19 protein-coding genes, 2 riboswitches and 1 other annotated feature are annotated in these 18,260 nt (G+C 35.7%); of the genes, 16 read left to right on the forward strand and 3 right to left on the reverse strand.

Annotated elements, in window-relative coordinates; all coding sequences use genetic code 11:
• Window positions 1-66 precede the first annotated feature (66 nt).
• Window positions 67-151: riboswitch (cyclic di-GMP riboswitch) on the forward strand.
• 143 nt (window positions 152-294) lie between these two features.
• From Q3V31_RS23965 to Q3V31_RS24030, 14 genes are all read left to right on the forward strand, one after another.
• Complete coding sequence (locus tag Q3V31_RS23965) at window positions 295-2,034, forward strand: methyl-accepting chemotaxis protein (protein WP_329767388.1); 1,740 nt, start codon at window positions 295-297, stop codon at window positions 2,032-2,034.
• A 61-nt stretch (window positions 2,035-2,095) separates the two neighbouring features.
• Window positions 2,096-2,197, forward strand: a riboswitch (TPP riboswitch).
• A gap of 101 nt (window positions 2,198-2,298) precedes the next feature.
• A complete protein-coding gene (locus Q3V31_RS23970) occupies window positions 2,299-2,619 on the forward strand; it encodes an MTH1187 family thiamine-binding protein (protein WP_090814098.1) in 321 nt (106 codons plus the stop codon).
• The gene (locus Q3V31_RS23975; RefSeq protein WP_001057173.1) at window positions 2,591-3,364 is read left to right on the forward strand and encodes an ABC transporter permease; all 774 of its coding nucleotides are present in this window, start codon (window positions 2,591-2,593) and stop codon (window positions 3,362-3,364) included. The genes Q3V31_RS23970 and Q3V31_RS23975 overlap by 29 nt, the downstream gene beginning before the upstream one ends.
• A complete protein-coding gene (locus tag Q3V31_RS23980) occupies window positions 3,361-4,359 on the forward strand; it encodes an ABC transporter substrate-binding protein (protein ID WP_000715539.1) in 999 nt (332 codons plus the stop codon). Before Q3V31_RS23975 ends, Q3V31_RS23980 begins: the two co-directional genes overlap by 4 nt.
• Window positions 4,356-5,105: an ABC transporter ATP-binding protein gene (locus Q3V31_RS23985; RefSeq protein ID WP_000016053.1), complete on the forward strand. Its 750-nt coding sequence runs from the start codon at window positions 4,356-4,358 to the stop codon at window positions 5,103-5,105. Before Q3V31_RS23980 ends, Q3V31_RS23985 begins: the two co-directional genes overlap by 4 nt.
• A 66-nt stretch (window positions 5,106-5,171) precedes the next feature.
• Window positions 5,172-5,945 (forward strand): hypothetical protein, encoded by a 774-nt coding sequence (locus Q3V31_RS23990; RefSeq protein ID WP_000200610.1) that lies wholly within the window; start codon window positions 5,172-5,174, stop codon window positions 5,943-5,945.
• A gap of 306 nt (window positions 5,946-6,251) precedes the next feature.
• Window positions 6,252-7,784 carry an ABC-F family ATP-binding cassette domain-containing protein gene (locus tag Q3V31_RS23995; RefSeq protein ID WP_090814099.1) on the forward strand — a complete coding sequence of 511 codons (1,533 nt, stop codon included), beginning with the start codon at window positions 6,252-6,254 and terminating at the stop codon, window positions 7,782-7,784.
• Between the two features lie 555 nt (window positions 7,785-8,339).
• Entirely contained in the window at window positions 8,340-8,711 is a 372-nt protein-coding gene (locus Q3V31_RS24000) for a DnaJ family domain-containing protein (protein WP_000382366.1), read from the forward strand.
• A 10-nt stretch (window positions 8,712-8,721) separates the two neighbouring features.
• Window positions 8,722-9,036: a thioredoxin family protein gene (locus tag Q3V31_RS24005; RefSeq protein ID WP_001031763.1), complete on the forward strand. Its 315-nt coding sequence runs from the start codon at window positions 8,722-8,724 to the stop codon at window positions 9,034-9,036.
• A gap of 13 nt (window positions 9,037-9,049) precedes the next feature.
• A complete protein-coding gene (locus tag Q3V31_RS24010) occupies window positions 9,050-9,304 on the forward strand; it encodes a hypothetical protein (protein ID WP_000394358.1) in 255 nt (84 codons plus the stop codon).
• Window positions 9,305-9,431: 127 nt separating this feature from the next.
• Window positions 9,432-9,575: a hypothetical protein gene (locus tag Q3V31_RS24015; protein ID WP_000817983.1), complete on the forward strand. Its 144-nt coding sequence runs from the start codon at window positions 9,432-9,434 to the stop codon at window positions 9,573-9,575.
• An 80-nt stretch (window positions 9,576-9,655) separates the two neighbouring features.
• The gene (locus Q3V31_RS24020; RefSeq protein ID WP_001254441.1) at window positions 9,656-10,237 is read left to right on the forward strand and encodes a TetR/AcrR family transcriptional regulator; all 582 of its coding nucleotides are present in this window, start codon (window positions 9,656-9,658) and stop codon (window positions 10,235-10,237) included.
• 66 nt (window positions 10,238-10,303) lie between these two features.
• Entirely contained in the window at window positions 10,304-11,536 is a 1,233-nt protein-coding gene (locus tag Q3V31_RS24025; protein WP_000992564.1) for an MFS transporter, read from the forward strand.
• Window positions 11,537-11,592: 56 nt separating this feature from the next.
• On the forward strand, window positions 11,593-11,844 hold the full coding sequence (locus Q3V31_RS24030) for a helix-turn-helix transcriptional regulator (protein WP_002078892.1): 252 nt from the start codon (window positions 11,593-11,595) through the stop codon (window positions 11,842-11,844).
• A 73-nt stretch (window positions 11,845-11,917) separates the two neighbouring features.
• On the opposite strand, the gene Q3V31_RS24035 is transcribed toward Q3V31_RS24030, so the two are convergent.
• Together Q3V31_RS24035 and Q3V31_RS24040 are read right to left on the reverse strand one after the other, a co-directional pair.
• Window positions 11,918-13,201: an MFS transporter gene (locus Q3V31_RS24035; protein WP_000738807.1), complete on the reverse strand. Its 1,284-nt coding sequence runs from the start codon at window positions 13,199-13,201 to the stop codon at window positions 11,918-11,920.
• Window positions 13,202-13,309: 108 nt separating this feature from the next.
• Window positions 13,310-14,623, reverse strand: coding sequence for an alkaline phosphatase family protein (locus tag Q3V31_RS24040; RefSeq protein WP_329767390.1), 1,314 nt, complete (start codon window positions 14,621-14,623; stop codon window positions 13,310-13,312).
• Window positions 14,624-14,778: 155 nt separating this feature from the next.
• Between Q3V31_RS24040 and Q3V31_RS24045 the strand changes: the two genes are divergently transcribed.
• Together Q3V31_RS24045 and proS are read left to right on the forward strand one after the other, a co-directional pair.
• Window positions 14,779-15,072 carry a YesK-like family protein gene (locus Q3V31_RS24045; protein ID WP_000383857.1) on the forward strand — a complete coding sequence of 98 codons (294 nt, stop codon included), beginning with the start codon at window positions 14,779-14,781 and terminating at the stop codon, window positions 15,070-15,072.
• Between the two features lie 93 nt (window positions 15,073-15,165).
• Window positions 15,166-15,372: a binding site (T-box leader), on the forward strand.
• Window positions 15,373-15,418: 46 nt separating this feature from the next.
• The gene (gene proS / locus Q3V31_RS24050; protein WP_001040967.1) at window positions 15,419-16,849 is read left to right on the forward strand and encodes a proline--tRNA ligase; all 1,431 of its coding nucleotides are present in this window, start codon (window positions 15,419-15,421) and stop codon (window positions 16,847-16,849) included.
• A gap of 117 nt (window positions 16,850-16,966) precedes the next feature.
• Here the strand turns inward: proS and Q3V31_RS24055 are convergent, their stop codons facing one another.
• Window positions 16,967-18,178 carry a cell wall anchor protein gene (locus Q3V31_RS24055; RefSeq protein ID WP_329767391.1) on the reverse strand — a complete coding sequence of 404 codons (1,212 nt, stop codon included), beginning with the start codon at window positions 18,176-18,178 and terminating at the stop codon, window positions 16,967-16,969.
• Window positions 18,179-18,260: the final 82 nt, after the last annotated feature.

An 18,260-nucleotide genomic window follows, 5' to 3' on the forward strand; every position in this document is an offset into this window, starting at 1 on the left:
TTATGTTGTAATCTTTGAAAGAGAATATTTTAATTCTCATAGAACTCCCATATCGTTCAACTCGTTCAGCGAGAAAGGCAAACTGATGGAAACATGAGGACGCAAAACTACAGGGGCTAAGGTCAAACGACTATGCTAGCCAGTTACCGGACGGATAGGGTTGGTCTTGACCAATGCTCTTTTCATTGGTCTTTTTTTTATTTGTAGACAAATAAGAATTGTTGTCATTTATTAATAAGGTTTATATTTTAATAGTTTTACTTTAAATTAAGTTAATTAAGAAAGGTGATGTTAATGAAAAAAAATTGGCACAAGCTATCATTTCTTCAAAAAAATGTATTGTTAACTGTGTTAGTTATTTTGACGCTTGTTGGTACTATGGGAGCGTTAAGTTTTAACATGTTTCAAAATAGTATGATGTCTATATTTGAAAGGCATTCTTTTGAAACAGGAGATACGATATTACATAAATTAGACGCGGAAATATTGAGAGATGTTGCAAAAGACCCAACGGCAGAAAGAGAAAAGAGAGAGAAGTTAACAGAGAAATTAGATGAATCAACGGAAGAATTGAACAGTGTTGGACAAACGTATATTGTTGGAGCGAAAAAAAATGAAAAAGGTGAGCTACAAATCATTGATTTGTCTACAGGTTTAGCAAATGTTGTTGAAGTAAGGCCGGGAGAATATTATAAACAACCAGATCTTTGGATGGAAGCATATGATAAAGTAATGAGCACAAAAAAAGCAAACATGACAGAAGTATATGAAGACGCATTAGGAACATGGGTAACGATATTAGAGCCGATTAAAGATGGAGAAGGTAACATTGTGGCACTTGTTGCAGCTGATGTAGATGCTTCTATTGTTCCTAGTACAAAAGAAAAGTTCATTATACAAGGCTTAATGTTTATTTGTATTTCTGTTTTAATTGCAACTGTTATTCAATTCTTAATTGTGCGTAACGCACTTGCTCCATTACGGGATTTGCGTGAAGGATTGCGCAGAGTCGGTGAAGGTGATTTAAGTATTAAATTAGAGGAAAGACCAGATGATATTGGTATTATTAATGCGTATTTTAATAATACCATTGAGAAGTTTAAAGGAATTATAGATAAAGTGAAGCAGACAGCAGAACAGGTTTCCTTATCTTCGCAAGAATTGTCAGTGAGTACGAAAGAGAATAGCATGGCAGTCCAAGGAATCGTAAGTTCTATAGTTGAGTTAAGGGCTGGCGTTCAATCACAAGAAACTTCAGTACCAAAGTATTTAGGTATTGTATATGAAATGGAAGATAGGATGGAAGAGATAACTAATACTGCAAAACAAATGGCGAAAGAGTCTGAAGGTACGAAGCATCATTCAATAAAAGAAAATGGTGTTATTGAACAAATCATTAATCAAATGAGTTTAATCCAAAATGCAGTACAAGATTTATCTTCTATCATTTACTCGTTAGAAACAAGGTCAAAAGAAATAAGTGACATTGTAACTGTAATTACAGGTATTTCAAATCAAACGAACTTACTAGCTTTAAATGCTTCCATTGAAGCATCACGTGCTGGGGCAGCTGGGCGAGGATTTGCAGTTGTTGCCGATGAAGTTCGTAAATTAGCAGAGAAAACGGAAGCATCAGCAAAAGACATAGCTAAATTAATAGGGGAAACGCAAGTTGAAACGGAAGAAGCTGTTGTTTCAATACAAAAAGCTTCAAAAGAAGTAGAATCCGGAATTAAACTTTTTCAAAGTAGTGGTGCTTTCTTTGAAAAAATTTCAAAATCAGCACAATCTGTTACAAATCAAGTTAGAGTTGTTTCTAGCAATTCAAGTGATATATTGCAAAATAGCCAAAATATTGTTCGTGTTGTAAATGAACTATCACTTATTGCAAATACGTATGCAAATAGTAGTAATAATATTGAAGAAAGTATGAAAGAACAGGAAATGTCTGTACAAGATATTGCTGAATTAGCCAGTTCTTTAAGCTGGCTTTCACAGGAGTTACAAGAGTTAATAGGGGAATTCAAAAGTTAAATGAAATGATTATACGTGCTTTTATTTGTTCAATAAAATGAATCATGCTACAATGAAAACGAATTAAGAACCGGGGAGCCAATTGGCTGAGAGGATGTAAGTATACATCGACCCTCAACCTGATCTGGATAATGCCAGCGTAGGGAGTTACTTTAAAGTGATGTAGCATAAGTTATTATAGAATAACTTGTATACAAGGCTTTCCTACATGATAGGAAAGCCTTTTCTTTTTTTGAAAACATATTTTGTAAGGGGGATTTTATTATGTCACAACAAGTTACAATTTCATTTTCAGTAGTACCACAAGCGAAGAACAAAGATGTGTATTCCGTTGTTGATAAAGCAATTGAAGTTGTACAACAGTCGGGAGTTCGTTATGAAGTAGGAGCAATGGAAACAACGCTGGAAGGAGAATTAGATGTACTTCTTAACGTCATTAAACGCGCGCAACAAGCTTGCGTCGATGCTGGAGCAGAAGAAGTAATCACTTCTATTAAAATTCACTATCGTCCAAGTACGGGCGTAACGATTGACGAAAAAGTTTGGAAGTACCGTGATGAATATGCAAAACCAGAAGCGATCTAAAATAATTACAACAATTTGGCTTATCCTTCTCATTGCTATATGGGAAGGATCTGTTTCATTATTTAAAATTGAGCCGTGGATTTTACCGAAGCCGTCTGCAATTGTGCAAGAGTTAATTGGAATGAAAGATTTACTATTACCGAATACAGTGCAAACGTTACAGGAAGTAATAATTGGGTTGTTTTTTGCAATTATACTTGGGACAAGTATTGCTATCATTATGGATGTTATCCCTTTATTTCGGATTTTAATGAATCCGTTGCTTGTTATTTCGCAAACAATTCCCATCGTTGTGCTCGCTCCATTATTTATTATTTGGTTTGGGTATGGAATGTTGCCAAAAGTAATGGTTGTTATTCTTGTTTGTTTCTTCCCAATTGCGCTTAGCATTTTAGAAGGTTTCCAAACGGTAGATAAAAATATGCTGAAGTTGTTACAAACGATGAAGGCGACAAAGTGGCAAATTTATCAGAAAGTAAAATTTCCAGCAGTGCTCCCGTACTTTTTCTCAGGTTTAAAAATAGCTGTTACATATAGTGTGATGGGAGCGATTATTGGGGAATGGCTTGGTGCCAGTGAAGGATTAGGGGTTATGCTTACAAGAGCAACAAAATCCTTTTTAACGGCTCGAGTATTTGGTGTTGCAGCGATTATCGTCATGGTGACATTATGCCTGTACTTTATTGTTGAATTTATGGCAAGAATAACAGCACCATGGATATACAGAAAGGGCGGCAGAAAATGAAAAAAGGTTTAAAAATTATATTAGCTGCATTATTAGCAGTTGGTGTTGCAGGATGTAATCCGGCGAAGAAAGAAGAAAGTTCAAGTAAAGATAAAAAAGTAAAAGTCGTTTTAGATTGGTTTCCAAATACGAATCATACTGGCTTATATGTAGCGCAAACGAAAGATTATTACAAAAAGCAAGGGCTTGATGTAGAAATTATCCAGCCTGGTGATAATGTGACGGCAGAGCAGATGATTGCTTCTGGGAAAGCAGACTTTGCGATAAGTGCACAAGAAAATGTAACATTAGCTCGTGTTGAAGGAATCCCAGTTGTTTCTGTTGGTGCAATTATTCAGCATAATACCTCTGCTTTTGCATCGCTAAAAAAAGATAATATGACGTTACCGAAGGATTTTGAAGGTAAACGTTATGGCGGCTGGGGAGGACCGGCAGAAGAAGCGACGTTAAAAACGATTATGGAGAAACATCAAGCTGATTTTAATAAAGTCGAAAAAATTATTCTTGGACAAACAGACTTCTTCAAATCGATCGGTCGTGATGCAGATTTCGAATGGATTTATTACGGATGGGATGGAATTGAAGCGAAGCGTCAAGGAAAAGAGTTAAATACGATTATGGTGAAAGACTTAGATCCAGCGCTTGATTTCTATAGTCCTGTTATTATTACAAGTGAAAAACATACAAAGCAAGATAAAGACTTTGTGAAAAAGTTTATGACTGCAACGACAGAAGGTTATGATTTTGCAATTAAAGAACCGAAAGAAGCTGCGGATATTTTAATTAAAGCTGTTCCAGATGTGAATAAAGAATTAGTGCAAGAAAGTCAAAAGTGGTTAAGTACAAAGTATCAAGATGATGCAAAAGCGTGGGGAGTACAGAAGGAAGAAGTTTGGACGAATTACATGAATTTCTTATATGACAACAAAGTTATTAAAAAGAAAATCGATGTAAAAGATGCCTTTACAAATGAATTCCTTCCAAGTGAAAAATGAGTGGATTACAAATAAAAGATATTGTAAAAGCTTTCGATGGAAAGAATGTATTAGCAAAGATTAGTGCTTCTATACAGGAGGGGGAATTCGTCTCTTTTGTAGGTCCAAGTGGTTGTGGAAAAAGCACTTTGTTAAATATGATCGCGAGTGTTGAAGAGCCAACGAGTGGAGAGGTATTTTATAACGAGGAACATGTGAAAAAACAAGATGTTGTAAGTTATATGCCGCAACAAGATTTATTACTACCGTGGCGATCGGCTTTGCAAAATATAGTACTTCCATTGGAAATCGAAGGGAAGCCTAAAAAGCAAAGGCTAGCAGAAGGAATGGAAGCATTAAAGCAGTTTGAGCTAGATGAATATGCGGATCATTATCCAGATGAGTTATCAGGTGGCATGCGTCAAAGAATTAGTTTCCTTCGCACATATTTATGTGAAAAGCCAATTATGCTGCTGGATGAGCCTTTTGGAAAATTAGATGCATTTACAAAAATGGAAGTACACAGTTGGCTTTTAAATTCTTGGCATCAAGAAAAGCAGACAATTGTTATGGTTACACATGACTTAGATGAGGCAATTTTACTTTCTGATCGCATATTTATTTTATCTCAAAGACCAGCATCAATTGTTGGAGAGGTACAAGTGAAATTACTTAGGCCACGAACGATGGATATGTTAACATCACTTGAGTTAAAGAAGGATAAGGAAGAAATTTTAAGAGTATTAGCTCCTTACATGAAAAAATAGAAAAAGCCTTTTAACAGTTTTTGGTATAATTACTGTTAAGAGGCTTTTTTATATAGGGGGAGAAAGATGACATCTATCGAGAAAATAGTGGATTCATTAACTGCAGATAATCTTGAAGAAGGAAAAGCTTTATTAAAAAATCATATATTATTAATGAAATATGGTATGGAACATCATGAATTAAAAGAAGAAGAAATGACAAAAATTTTAAAGTGGGTTCAAGGTCGAGATCAATTGAGAGAAGATGTTCCAGAATTACGTGATTTACATTTAGTTAAAAAGTTTCAAGCGGTATTAGATGAATTTATTCATTCTATAATTTCAAATGGATATGTAGAAGACGCAGTAGAAATTTTAGAGAGTGTATTAAAAAGTATGGGGGCAGTCGCTCATATTGTAAAAATTATGTTTGTCGGCAAAATGACAGTTAATAGAAATTCTTTAGAAATGGTAGAAGTATTAAAGCGAGAGTGCTACAACTTAATGGAACAGCGTGCTGCTGTCGGATTACATGCTCAAATCTTTCACGTTTTAGGTTTTGTGCATTCAATTCAGTTTGATTTAGAAGAAAGATCACAGGAACATGGACGAACTGTAATAGGCTTTTTAACGGATTTTAAGACGAAGGAATTGAAATCTGTACAACAATTTCAAAACGAAGAGCATATTTCAGAAGTGAAAAATATGGTTAGTAAAGAGTATGGGATAGAATTACAAAGAAGAATTTATATGTGGAAATCGTTAACGCTCATTTTTACAAATCCATATGCATTAGAAAAGATGTATAAAGAAATTTACGCAGAAAATGAGAAAACGGAGAAGGAACAAAAGAAAAAATAGAGAATAGAATATAACAGAGTAGTTTATACTCTTAATATAACAAATGTTAAAGGAGTGAAAGGATAAAATGACTTTATCAACTGTTCTTCAAATGGTTTTAGCTTGATATGGGAGAAGTCTGCCCATTTTTAACAAATAAGCTAAATTGAAGACAGCAGGTAAAGAACCTTAATCCTTTCTTACGATAATATGTAATGGGTAAGGTGTATTCACCTTACCCATTTTTTATATGTATAACTAAATAAGGCTTTATACTGTTGTTCTCTCTATTTAGCTTATGGATCATAAGAAAAGGAGAGAGAAAAAATGAGTATATTAACAGTAGAAAATGTAAGTCATTCATATGGTGAGAAAACCATTTTATATAATACGTGCTTTCGATTATTAAAGGGTGAACATGTTGGGCTAGTAGGGAAAAATGGAATTGGAAAATCAACATTATTACGCTTGTTAACAGGAGAACTTATACATGATGATGGGAAAATTGAATGGTTTCCCCATGTTAAGATTGGCTTTTTACAACAACATATAGATTTGCAAGAAGGTATAACAATTGAAGAATACTTGCAAAGTGCGTTTTCTAATCTGTATGAGTTTGAACGTGAAATGTTAAAACTTACAGAAGAGATGGTTGGAGCAGGAGAAGTAGGGAAATTGTTAGTAAGGTATGGAGAGTTACAAACTATATTGGAGAATTCTAATTTTTATCAAATTCATACAGAAATTGAAGAAGTAGCAACTGGCTTAGGTTTGTTTGAAGTAGGAATGGAAAAGGATGTTTCAACGTTAAGCGGTGGTCAACGGACAAAGTTATTACTTGGTAAACTCCTTTTAGAAAAAGCTGATGTTTTATTATTAGATGAGCCAACTAACTATTTAGACACAGCTCATATAGAATGGTTGCAATCATATTTACAAATGTATGAAAAAGCTTATATTATCATTTCGCACGATGAAGTATTTTTGAACAATATTACGAAAGTTATTTATCATCTAGATGAGCGCACAATTAAGCGCTATGTAGGTGATTATAATAGTTTTGTGCGTAATTATGAACTGCAAAAGAAACAATTACAAGCAGCATATACGAAACAGCAAAAGGAAATTGCACATTTAGAGAGCTTTATTCAAAAAAATAAAATCCGTAAAGCGAAACAAGCAAAAAGTCGTGAAAAAGTATTAGAGAAAATGCAAAAGGTTGAAAAGGTTAACGATGTACCTCGCGCTCGTTTTGACTTTAATGTTTATACTGAGCCAGTGAGTCGTATATTACAGGTAGAGAAACTGAAAATTGGTTATGGTGAACCGTTGTTTCCAGAATTGGATCTTCAAGTGAAAAAAGGGGAAAAGATTGCGATTATTGGTCATAATGGGATTGGAAAAACAACAATGCTAAAAACATTACTAGGACAAATAAAACCGTTAGGCGGTTCAGTTTCTATTGGGGAACAAGTAAAACCCGCTTATTTTGCACAAGAGGAATTTTCCACAGAAATAACTGCACTAGAGAGAGTATGGGCAGGAAGGCCAGACATGACAAGAAAAGAAATCCGACAAGTATTAGCAAAGTGCGGATTAAAAGAAGAACATGTATTAAAACCTATTCAATTATTAAGTGGAGGAGAACAAACAAAAGTACGATTATGCGAACTTATTGTAACTAAAAGCAATGTTTTAATTTTAGATGAACCAACTAACCATTTGGATACAGAGACTAAGAGGGCTTTACAGGAAGCGTTAAAACAATATAAAGGTACGGTTTTAATTGTTTCACATGAGCCATCTTTCTACGAAGCGTGGATAACGAAAATATGGAATATCGAAGAATGGAACGTTTAACAATAATCATAAAGAAAAGGCATTAGCTTTTATGAGCTAATGCCTTTCCCTAATAGGCTACTATTTTTCTTTGTATATATAGATGGTTTGAAATGGAATGAAAATAATTCCTATATGTAAAGGATAATGTGAGTAGTATGGGAAGACAATAGAACTTAAAGGGAATTCATGTAAAATTCAGATGAACTTCACACAAATTTCATGTTATAAACTGAATATAATTATAATAGGTTATTATAATTAAAACTTTCGATTTTTTTGCAAAATTAAAGGTTTAGCTGGGGTTTCTGTGCTGTCTTCATCCATTTATCCCGCTATTTGTGGGCAGTAAACGCCCGATTGGTGAGGGCTAATAATCAGTGGGGGGGATGAACCCCCCACTGATTAAAGTTTCACTTTATAAGAAGGAATATTACCGTCTTTTTATACATTATTAATTCTATATATCTTTTGAAAGAACTTTTGGTGAATTTATGGAGTCAATTTTGAATGACGTAGCAGGATGATGAAATTTCATGTAAAATAATAGTAAAAATATGTAAGGGAGGGGATAGTGTGGATGTGTTTTTGAACATTGCTGAGGAAAAAATTCGTCAAGCGATACGGAATGGTGATCTTGATAATATTCCGGGACAAGGAAAACCACTACAATTAGAAGATCTTTCAATGGTACCTCCAGAATTAAGAATGAGTTATAAAATCTTGAAAAATGCAGGCATGATTCCACCAGAAATGGAATTGCAAAAAGATATATTGAAAATAGAGGATTTAATCGCTTGTTGTTATGATGAAGCAGAGAGAAAAAAATTACAAGAAGAGTTAACAGCAAAAACACTACGTTTTCAGCAGGTAATGGAAAAGAGAAAGATTAAAGATAGTTCAGCATTTCGTATGTATCAGGATAAAGTATTTCGTAAATTACGTTAAGAGGGATAAGATGAATAAATTTGAAACGATAGAAGAATTAGCAATATATATTGAGAAACAACAATTGGTACTTCTATTTATTAAAACGGAAAATTGTGGCGTTTGTGATGTTATGCTACGAAAAGTAAACTATGTATTAGAGAATTATGATTACGTAGAGAAAGTAGAAATATTACTACAAGACATGCAAGAGATTGCGGGGCGGTATGCAGTATTTACAGGGCCAACAGTTTTATTATTTTATAATGGAAAAGAGATCCTTCGTGAATCGCGCTTCATTTCACTTGAAAATCTAGAGAGAACCATTCAATTATTCGAGGATTAAGGGAGGCTTTTATATGGAATTTATTATTATCATACTATTATTTGTTGTAGTTGGAACAATCGTAACAGCAGTTCGATCAAACAAAAAGAAGGTAAATCTTACGAAACAAAATAACATTCATAATTCATCTAACAGCTCATCACCATTATTTTTCTTTGCTGGATCTGATAATGATAGCTCGCACGATGGAGGTTCACATGATTGTGGAGGGTCTTTTGGCGGAGATAGTGGAGGAGGTAGCTGCGGTGGTGGAGGTAGCGGTGATTGATGAGAATACGCCCTATAGGGGGCGTATTTCTTTTTAAACAAACGTTTGATTAGTTGGCTTACATATGCATAAAAACAGTTAAACAAACGTTTGTTTAAATACTTTTAACATACTAAGGGGAATGGAAATGAAAAGGGAGCCGAAAGTGAAAAATAAGGGGAAAGTAGTGTTATTTTTATTAGCTGCGGGAGGCGTATTTCTTGTTAAATTAGGATTTAAAATTGGAATAATACATATGATTCGAACATGGTTTGAACGTACGTTTTCTTAAATAAGGAATATAGCCTCTTGCGATAGAGGTTTTTTATTTGTTATTATTAGACTGAACGGTCGGTTTAAAGAGGTGTGAATATGAGAAGAAGCGCAGAAGAGATAAAGAAAGAAATTGCATATAAAGCAGAAAGTCTGTTTTCACAGAAGGGCTATGCAGCCACATCTATGGAAGAGATTTGTGAAATTACAGAGCGAAGTAAAGGAAGCATTTATTATCACTTTAAAAGTAAAGAAGAATTATTTTTATTTGTAGTAAAACAGCATACGTATGATTGGCTTGAAAAATGGAATGAAAAAGAGAAGTTGTATAGTACTAGTACTGAAAAACTATATGGTCTCGCGGAATATTATGTAGAGGACATACAGCAACCAATTTCAAATGCAATAGAGGAATTCTCTATGAGCCAAGTTGTAAGTAAAGAGATTCTGGATGAACTGTTAGCTTTAACTAGAGAATCATATGTTATGTTTGAGGAACTAATTGAAGCAGGCGTACGGTCTGGAGAGTTTCGTGAAGATAATACGCGCGACCTTATGTATATTGTGAATGGATTATTATCAGGGCTTGGAGTACTTTACTACGAGTTAGATCATAAAGAGCTGAAACGTATTTATAAGAAGGCAATAGATGTATTGTTAAAAGGAATGGCAGCTGAATAATAAGTCAGCTGCTTTTCTTACAGAATAAATTAGACCGAACGGTCGGTTTATAAAGGAGGAATGAAAATGAACGCTTTATTTAAAAACCGAGCATTTATGCTCGTTATGGCATCTGATATTTTACAACAATTTGCAATTTGGATCAGAAATATGGCTCTTTTATATTTCATAATGGAGCGAACGAATAATGATCCGGTTTCTGTTTCTTTATTATCAGTTATGGAATATGCACCTATCTTTATTTTCTCGTTTATCGGTGGTGCGCTAGCTGATCGCTGGAATCCGAAAAGAACAATGGTTGCTGGGGATGTGTTAAGTGTACTGTCTATTATAGGAATTGTCTTGTTGTTAAAGCTGGATTATTGGCAGGCTATATTTTTTGCAACACTCATTTCCGCGATTGTAGGTCAGTTTTCTCAGCCATCATCTTCGCGTATATTTAAGCGCTATGTAAAGGAAGAACAGGTAGCAAATGCGATTGCATTTAACCAAACATTACAGTCATTATTTATGATTTTTGGACCGGTGGTAGGATCGCTTGTGTATACACAACTTGGTTTATTTACGTCACTATATAGCTTAATCATTTTATTTTTGTTATCTGCTATCGCTCTTTCATTTTTACCAAAATGGGTTGAACAAGAGCAAGTGACGAGGGATTCATTAAAAAATGATATAAAAGAGGGTTGGAAATACGTTCTTCATACGAAAAATTTACGTATGATTACGATCACTTTCACCATTATGGGCTTAGCTGTTGGACTAACGAATCCATTAGAGGTGTTTCTTGTAATAGAACGGCTTGGAATGGAAAAAGAAGCAGTTCAATATTTAGCCGCAGCTGATGGAATCGGTATGTTGATCGGTGGTATTGTTGCTGTAGTTTTCGCTTCAAAAGTGAATCCGAAAAAGATGTTTGTATTCGGTATGAGCATATTAGCGATGTCATTTTTAGTAGAAGGGCTATCTACATCGTTTTGGATTACTAGTTTCATGAGATTTGGAACAGGTATTTGTTTAGCTTGTGTTAATATCGTTGTCGGTACGCTTATGATTCAACTTGTACCAGAAAACATGATTGGAAGAGTAAATGGAACAATTTTACCATTATTTATGGGTGCTATGTTAATCGGAACATCGCTAGCTGGAGGATTGAAGGAAATGACTTCACTAGTTATTGTATTTTGTATAGCGACGTCACTTATTTTATTGGCAATAGGCCCAATTCTACGCATGCAAATAAATAAAGATGATGTCGCTAATAAAGAGGAACTAACAAATTCGTTAGCCTCGAAATAACCATTGTAAGGGAGCAGAATGGCTCCCTTTTCTTGTGGTAGTCTTTTGACAATGAAATGTACCGATTATATACTAATGTTGTAAAAACGATTTTACATGTTAGGAGAAAAGATGTGAAAAATCAAATTTATGAATTACGCACTGAAAATAATATTTCACAAGGTGCATTAGCTGATAAGTGTAAAGTTTCAAGACAGACGATAAATGCAATTGAGAATAATAAATATGATCCAAGTTTAGCGCTAGCATTCCGTTTAGCGGAAGTATTAGGAACAACTGTTGATAAACTATTTTTGTATAAGATGTAGCGTCTTTAATTGTGGGGCGTTATCGATAAAAGTAAAGAAAAGATCCCCTTCTCATATGAAGAGGATCTTTTTCTTATATCGTTTTAGTTTTAGGGGTAGGTGGTGTAATAGATGTATCATTTTCAGGAACTCTAGTTAATAGGAATCCACCGATAATAAACAGAACAATAATACTAAGTACACCAGCGTTTGTTTTTCCTGTTAATTGTGTTGTGACACCTACTAATACCGGACCCATAATTGCTGCGAATTTACCAAAGATATTATAAAATCCAAAGAATTCATTTGCAGATTCTTTCGGTACTAGTTTTGCGAAATATGAACGGCTAAGTGCTTGAATACCGCCTTGAGAAGTGGCAACTAACATTGCTAAAATCCAGAAATCAAGTGTCGTTTTTAAGAAATAAGCATATGTGCAGATAATGATATAAATAATAATACCGACATATAGCATTTTTTTACCGGTAAATGTTTCCGATAGTTTTCCATATAATAAAGCGAATGGACAAGCGACAATTTGTGTTACAAATAAGATGATTAATAGGTTAGTTGCACTAATACCGAGATCTGTTCCGTAAGCGGTAGACATAGTGATAATTGTATCGACCCCATCAATGTAGAAAAAGTAAGCTATTAGGAACATAAATACAGTTTTATATTCTTTAATATTTTTAAAAGTATTAGCAAGGCGCTTGAAACTCATTGCAATTGGTCTTGGATGACGTTCAATATAGTGTGTTTGCTCTACATTTTTTAGCATTGGTATCGTAAATAGTCCCCACCAAAGAGCTGTTATTGCAAAGGAAATTTGACTAGCAATTCCGACTGATAAGGGGATAGTTCCTTTTTGAGCAAGAATGATAAGAGCAATACAACCGATAAAAGGAATTGTGCTCCCAATGTAACCTAATGCAAAACCTCGCGTAGAAATTCGGTCCATTCTATCTCCAGAGGTAACATCTACTAAAAATGCATCATAAAAAATATTTGCTCCAGCAAAGCCGACTAATGCGAGCATATAGCATCCTAGTAATAAGTACCACTGAGATGTTGGAACAATTGCTAGCATACTTGTAAATACGATACCGAGTCCAAAGAAGAATGTGAAAAATCGTTTTTTAAATCCCTTATAATCAGCAACTGTGCCGAGAATGGGAGCGAGTATAGAAATTAAAAGTGTAGCGAACGAGTTTGCATATCCCCAATAGGCTGTTGAAGTTGCACCAGATAGTCCAGCTTCTTTTGCAGCTGCTTTAAAGTAAATTGGAAATAATGCAGTTGTAATGACGAGCGAATATACCGAGTTCGCCCAATCGTATAATATCCAGCTTTTTTCTTGTCTGGACATTTTTTTCATATAATGTTCCCCCTTAAATTTGTTCTACTAACAGTGTACAAAAATAAAAATTATAAAAAGAGAAACAGTGATGATTTTTACATAACTTTTACATATATACACAGTTCTTTACAATTGAAGTAAATCCTCTACAATTGCGCCGTCTGTTTCACCTAAGTGCAAACCGAGTAACCTAGCGATAGTCGGACCTTCATCAATCAGTCTCATATACGGAATTGTAACGCCGCTTTGAATACCTTTCCCAGCAGCCATAAAAATTGTTTCATAGTTAGGTTTTGTTGGTGAGTAACCATGGGTTCCAAATGTATATTTTTTACTAGGCGTAACATCTTTTGCAGTAATTTCTTTTATAAAATCTCCTGTATAGTTTTCAGTGAAATAATACCCTTCTTGTGCTTCTAACATAAATAAACAATTACCGTCTGCACCGCATTCCTTCGCATCTTCATCATGAAGTATAAATTCAATTCCGTTTTGTTTATTTTGAAGCAGGTCTTCAAGGAGTAGTTGTACTTCTCGAATTGTATCCGTATCGTTTTTGTCTCTCACATATACATAGGCAGACCCGTCGCAACTTTGGCAATAGGCCTTCCAATCTACTAATTTTCCTTTTGAATTTATAGATATAAGCCCTTTTTCATGAAATAGTACATTTAATTGAACGGCTTTGTTTTCACTTAAAGCGCTATGATCGCCAAGTGCAATAATTGTACTTTCTTCGTATATCCCGCTTTCTTTTAATGCATCAATAATTTTTCCAAGGCGTTCGTCGTGTCTGTGGATTGCAGTCATTGTTTCTTTAGACTCAAAGCCATGATAGTGTCTTTGAGTGTCTAAATCAGTAAAATGTACGAATATAACATTTGGCTTTTTCGTATGGATTGTATGTACAGTAGAAGCGAGGACGAAATCATCAAGTTCAGGCTGTGACAGTCCATTTCGTATATGGCCGAAACGACGATTTAAATCTAATTGATATAGCGGACTACCGCTAAATAATGAAACTAAAATTTGATTTTGCCACGGTCTATTTGGAAAAATTTCTGGTAAATTGTAATCAATATTTGCTCTTCCAGTAACAGGCCATAGAAGGGCTGCTGTCGTTAAATTTGCTTTGCGTGCCTCATCATATAAAGTTGTTCCTTTAATGGACTTTCGATACCAATGCCAATCTGGTGACTCACGTCCTGGTTGAAATAATGTATTGCTGACAACGCCATGCTTATTAGGATAATTACCGGTTACGATTGTTGAGTGGCTTGGATACGTTACAGAAGGATAAATTGGCTCCACTTTTTCCACAACAGCGCCATTTTTTATTAAACATTGGAAGTTAGGTAGTTTTTGTAATATAGGAAAATCTAAAGCTGATAAGCAATCGAAAGATAAAATAATGACGTGGTTTGTTAATGCTTTATCCATAAAGTTTCCCTCCTGATTATATAAAACCTATTCTTATATATTACTATTAATACCTAGTAATAAAAATATATTTTTGAGCGAAAATTTATTGTTTATTTTCAGAAAAATTAAACATATAATTAAGTATAAGGGAATGAATGGAAGGAGGGAATACTATGGATTGGCTAGATGGATTTGGTATCTTTTACATCATTGGCGGAATCACGATTATCCTCGTATTTGCTATTTCTTATGTACTAAAGAAACGGTTTCCAGACAAACAGTTCGATATTATATTTGCACTTAGTTTAATACTTCTTTGCTTAGCATCCTTTCCCGCTACAATGATGGTTATTGGTGGATGGGAAGGAATGGGATATGGATTTATTGGTTTCTTCGTTCTACTAGGTACACTTATCGGTATGATTGCACATCAACTTGTAAAAATCTCTCGAAAAAGCTACGTATAAAACTGCAAAAAATGAAAAGAATATATAATAATGAGAAAATTAGCTATTGTTTTAAAAAAGGATTTGTATTATGATAATCAACAAATTTATTTTGTTATAACGATGAAAAAGGACTAGTACATATTCAACCTTTTTAGCAGAGAGAGAATCCGCCAGGCTGAAAGATTCTTAAAAAGGCAATATGGAACCTGCCTTTGAGTTCTGCATATGCAGCGGGAATTTCCCGTTATCAAGAAGAGAGCATATACAATTTTTGTGTATGAATCAGGGTGGTAACGCCGGCAAAGCTCGGTCCCTATTTAGGGACGCGGGCTTTTTTGTATTTTCTAAAGGAGGAAGACTGACTATGGCAAAAGAACAAGTGCAAGCCATTACAAAGATGGAAGAGGACTTTGCGCAGTGGTATACCGATATTGTAAAAAAAGCGGAACTCGTGGACTATTCAAGTGTAAAAGGATGTATGATTCTACGTCCGTACGGTTATGCCTTATGGGAAAATATGCAGAAAGTGATGGATGAAAAGTTAAAAGAATCTGGTCATGAAAATGTGTATATGCCAATGTTTATTCCGGAGAGTTTATTGCAAAAAGAGAAAGATCATGTGGAAGGGTTTGCTCCTGAAGTAGCATGGGTTACGCATGGGGGAGATGAAAAGTTAGCGGAAAGACTTTGTATACGCCCTACATCTGAAACTTTATTCTGTGAGCATTTTTCAAAGATTGTGCAATCATATAATGATTTGCCAAAGCTATATAATCAGTGGTGTTCAGTAGTTCGTTGGGAAAAGACAACGAGACCATTCCTTCGTACAACTGAATTTTTATGGCAAGAAGGTCATACGATTCATGAAACGGCAGAAGAATCACAAGCTGAAACATTAAATATTTTAAATCTATATGCTTCTTTTTGTGAAGATTACTTAGCGATACCAGTAATTAAAGGGCAAAAAACAGAAAAAGAAAAGTTTGCAGGAGCGAAGGCAACTTATACGATTGAAAGTTTAATGCATGATGGAAAAGCGCTTCAAACAGGAACATCTCATAACTTTGGAACGAACTTCTCAGAAGCATTTGATATTAAGTTTTTAGATCGTAATGGTAAATGGCAATATGTACACCAAACATCTTGGGGTGTATCAACAAGAATGATAGGTGGACTTATTATGGTTCATAGCGATAATAATGGACTTGTAATGCCGCCGAAAGTTGCACCAGTGCAAGTTGTTATTGTCCCTATTGCTCAGCATAAAGAAGGCGTTTTAGAAAAAGCAACAGAGTTACAAGGGCGTATTCAAAAGGTTGCGCGAGTAAAAATAGATGCTAGTAATAAAACACCTGGCTGGAAATTTAATGAGTATGAAATGAAGGGTGTTCCAATTAGATTAGAAGTTGGTCCAAAGGATATTGAAAAGAATCAAGTTGTACTTGTAAGGCGAGATACGAAAGAAAAAGAGTTTATATCAATGGATCAATTAGAAGAGCGCATCCGATCATTACTTGAGGAGATTCATCATTCTTTATTTAATAAAGCAAAGGTATTTCGCGATGAGAATACGTATAGTGCGACGAATTTTGAAGAGATGAAAAAAGTGGCGGATGAAAAGCAAGGGTTTATTAAGGCAATGTGGTGCGGAGAATTAGCTTGTGAAGAGAAGCTAAAAGAAGAAGTTGGTGTATCTTCACGCTGTATGCCTTTTGAGCAAGAGCACTTAGCTGACGAATGTATTTGCTGTAGTAAAAAGGCGAAGCAAATGGTGTATTGGGGAAAAGCGTATTAATACTCTTTCTTATAGATGATAAAAAGGACTTTGGATTGCATGATAAAATGCAACTCAAAGTCCTTTTTCGTTTTATTGTTTGTATCATGTATTTTTTAGATGGAAGGATGTTGTTTTTTATTTTGCGTTTTTACGACGAATAAATAGTAACACACCAATTAGGAATGTCGAAATCCCCATTAAAATTGATGCAGGATAATGTGTTGCAGTATTAGGTAACTTATCGCCTTGTTTTTTCGCATTATCTTTTACATTTCCACCTTGAGAACCGTTGCCGCCCTGAGAACTGCTATCGCCTTTAATACGGTTACCGCCTTGAGAGCCGTTGCCACCCTGAGAACTGCTATCGCCTTTAATACGGTTACCGCCTTGAGAGCCGTTGCCACCCTGAGAACTGCTATCGCCTTTAACACGGTTACCGCCCTGAGAACCACTGCCACCAGAACCGTTGCCACCAGAACCATTGCCGCCAGAACCATTACCACCAGAACCGCTGCCACCAGAACCATTGCCACCAGAACCATTACCACCAGAACCGCTGCCACCAGAACCATTACCACCAGAACCGCTGCCACCAGAACCGTTACCACCAGAGCCACTGCCACCAGAACCATTACCACCAGAGCCACTGCCATCAGAACCACTGCCGCCAGAACCGTTACCACCAGAACCGTTGCCACCAGAACCGTTACCACCAGAACCGTTGCCACCAGAACCGTTACCGCCAGAACCACTGCCATCAGAACCGTTGCCACCAGAACCATTGCCGCCAGAGCCGTTACCGCCAGAACCGTTGCCACCAGAACCACTGTCATCAGAACCGTTGCCACCAGAACCATTGCCGCCAGAGCCGTTACCGCCAGAACCGTTGCCACCAGAACCATTGCCACCAGAACCATTGCCGTCAGAACCACTGCCGCCAGAACCACTGCCACCAGAACCATTGCCGTCAGAACCACTGCCGCCAGAACCATTGCCGCCAGAACCGTTGCCACCAGAACCACTGCCGTCAGAACCACTGCCGCCAGAACCGTTGCCACCAGAACCACTGCCGCCAGAACCGTTGCCACCAGAACCGTTGCCGTCAGAACCGTTGCCACCAGAACCACTGCCGCCAGAACCGTTGCCGTCAGAACCACTATCGTCCTGAGAACCATTGTTTCCTGGAGGTTTATTATTATCTTTTGAATTACCTTCTGCTAAATTATCGTTATTTTGTACAATAGCGTTTGTTATTGGGTGGAAGTTTTCCGTTGCAGCATTACCAATATTTAAGCCGCTAAAAAAGGATAAAGAAAGTGTAGATGCTAAAATGAATATTTTTGTCATTGTTTTCCTCCTGAAGAAAAAATTATTATTCCATCTAAAACACATCCCTTTGTAATATTTCATAGGAAAAAGAGTTTTATGC

Origin of the sequence: Bacillus nitratireducens, assembly GCF_036320425.1 — a bacterium.
Taxonomy (GTDB): Bacteria; Bacillota; Bacilli; order Bacillales; family Bacillaceae_G; genus Bacillus_A; species Bacillus_A nitratireducens.

Coding starts and splice junctions, on each gene's coding strand:
- Q3V31_RS23965 (WP_329767388.1), top strand. CDS start 295: ATGAAAAAAAATTGGCACAAGCTATCATTTCTTCAAAAAAATGTATTG.
- Q3V31_RS23970 (WP_090814098.1), top strand. CDS start 2,299: ATGTCACAACAAGTTACAATTTCATTTTCAGTAGTACCACAAGCGAAG.
- Q3V31_RS23975 (WP_001057173.1), top strand. CDS start 2,591: ATGAATATGCAAAACCAGAAGCGATCTAAAATAATTACAACAATTTGG.
- Q3V31_RS23980 (WP_000715539.1), top strand. CDS start 3,361: ATGAAAAAAGGTTTAAAAATTATATTAGCTGCATTATTAGCAGTTGGT.
- Q3V31_RS23985 (WP_000016053.1), top strand. CDS start 4,356: ATGAGTGGATTACAAATAAAAGATATTGTAAAAGCTTTCGATGGAAAG.
- Q3V31_RS23990 (WP_000200610.1), top strand. CDS start 5,172: ATGACATCTATCGAGAAAATAGTGGATTCATTAACTGCAGATAATCTT.
- Q3V31_RS23995 (WP_090814099.1), top strand. CDS start 6,252: ATGAGTATATTAACAGTAGAAAATGTAAGTCATTCATATGGTGAGAAA.
- Q3V31_RS24005 (WP_001031763.1), top strand. CDS start 8,722: ATGAATAAATTTGAAACGATAGAAGAATTAGCAATATATATTGAGAAA.
- Q3V31_RS24010 (WP_000394358.1), top strand. CDS start 9,050: ATGGAATTTATTATTATCATACTATTATTTGTTGTAGTTGGAACAATC.
- Q3V31_RS24015 (WP_000817983.1), top strand. CDS start 9,432: ATGAAAAGGGAGCCGAAAGTGAAAAATAAGGGGAAAGTAGTGTTATTT.
- Q3V31_RS24020 (WP_001254441.1), top strand. CDS start 9,656: ATGAGAAGAAGCGCAGAAGAGATAAAGAAAGAAATTGCATATAAAGCA.
- Q3V31_RS24025 (WP_000992564.1), top strand. CDS start 10,304: ATGAACGCTTTATTTAAAAACCGAGCATTTATGCTCGTTATGGCATCT.
- Q3V31_RS24030 (WP_002078892.1), top strand. CDS start 11,593: ATGTACCGATTATATACTAATGTTGTAAAAACGATTTTACATGTTAGG.
- Q3V31_RS24035 (WP_000738807.1), bottom strand. CDS start 13,201: ATGAAAAAAATGTCCAGACAAGAAAAAAGCTGGATATTATACGATTGG.
- Q3V31_RS24040 (WP_329767390.1), bottom strand. CDS start 14,623: ATGGATAAAGCATTAACAAACCACGTCATTATTTTATCTTTCGATTGC.
- Q3V31_RS24045 (WP_000383857.1), top strand. CDS start 14,779: ATGGATTGGCTAGATGGATTTGGTATCTTTTACATCATTGGCGGAATC.
- proS (WP_001040967.1), top strand. CDS start 15,419: ATGGCAAAAGAACAAGTGCAAGCCATTACAAAGATGGAAGAGGACTTT.
- Q3V31_RS24055 (WP_329767391.1), bottom strand. CDS start 18,178: ATGACAAAAATATTCATTTTAGCATCTACACTTTCTTTATCCTTTTTT.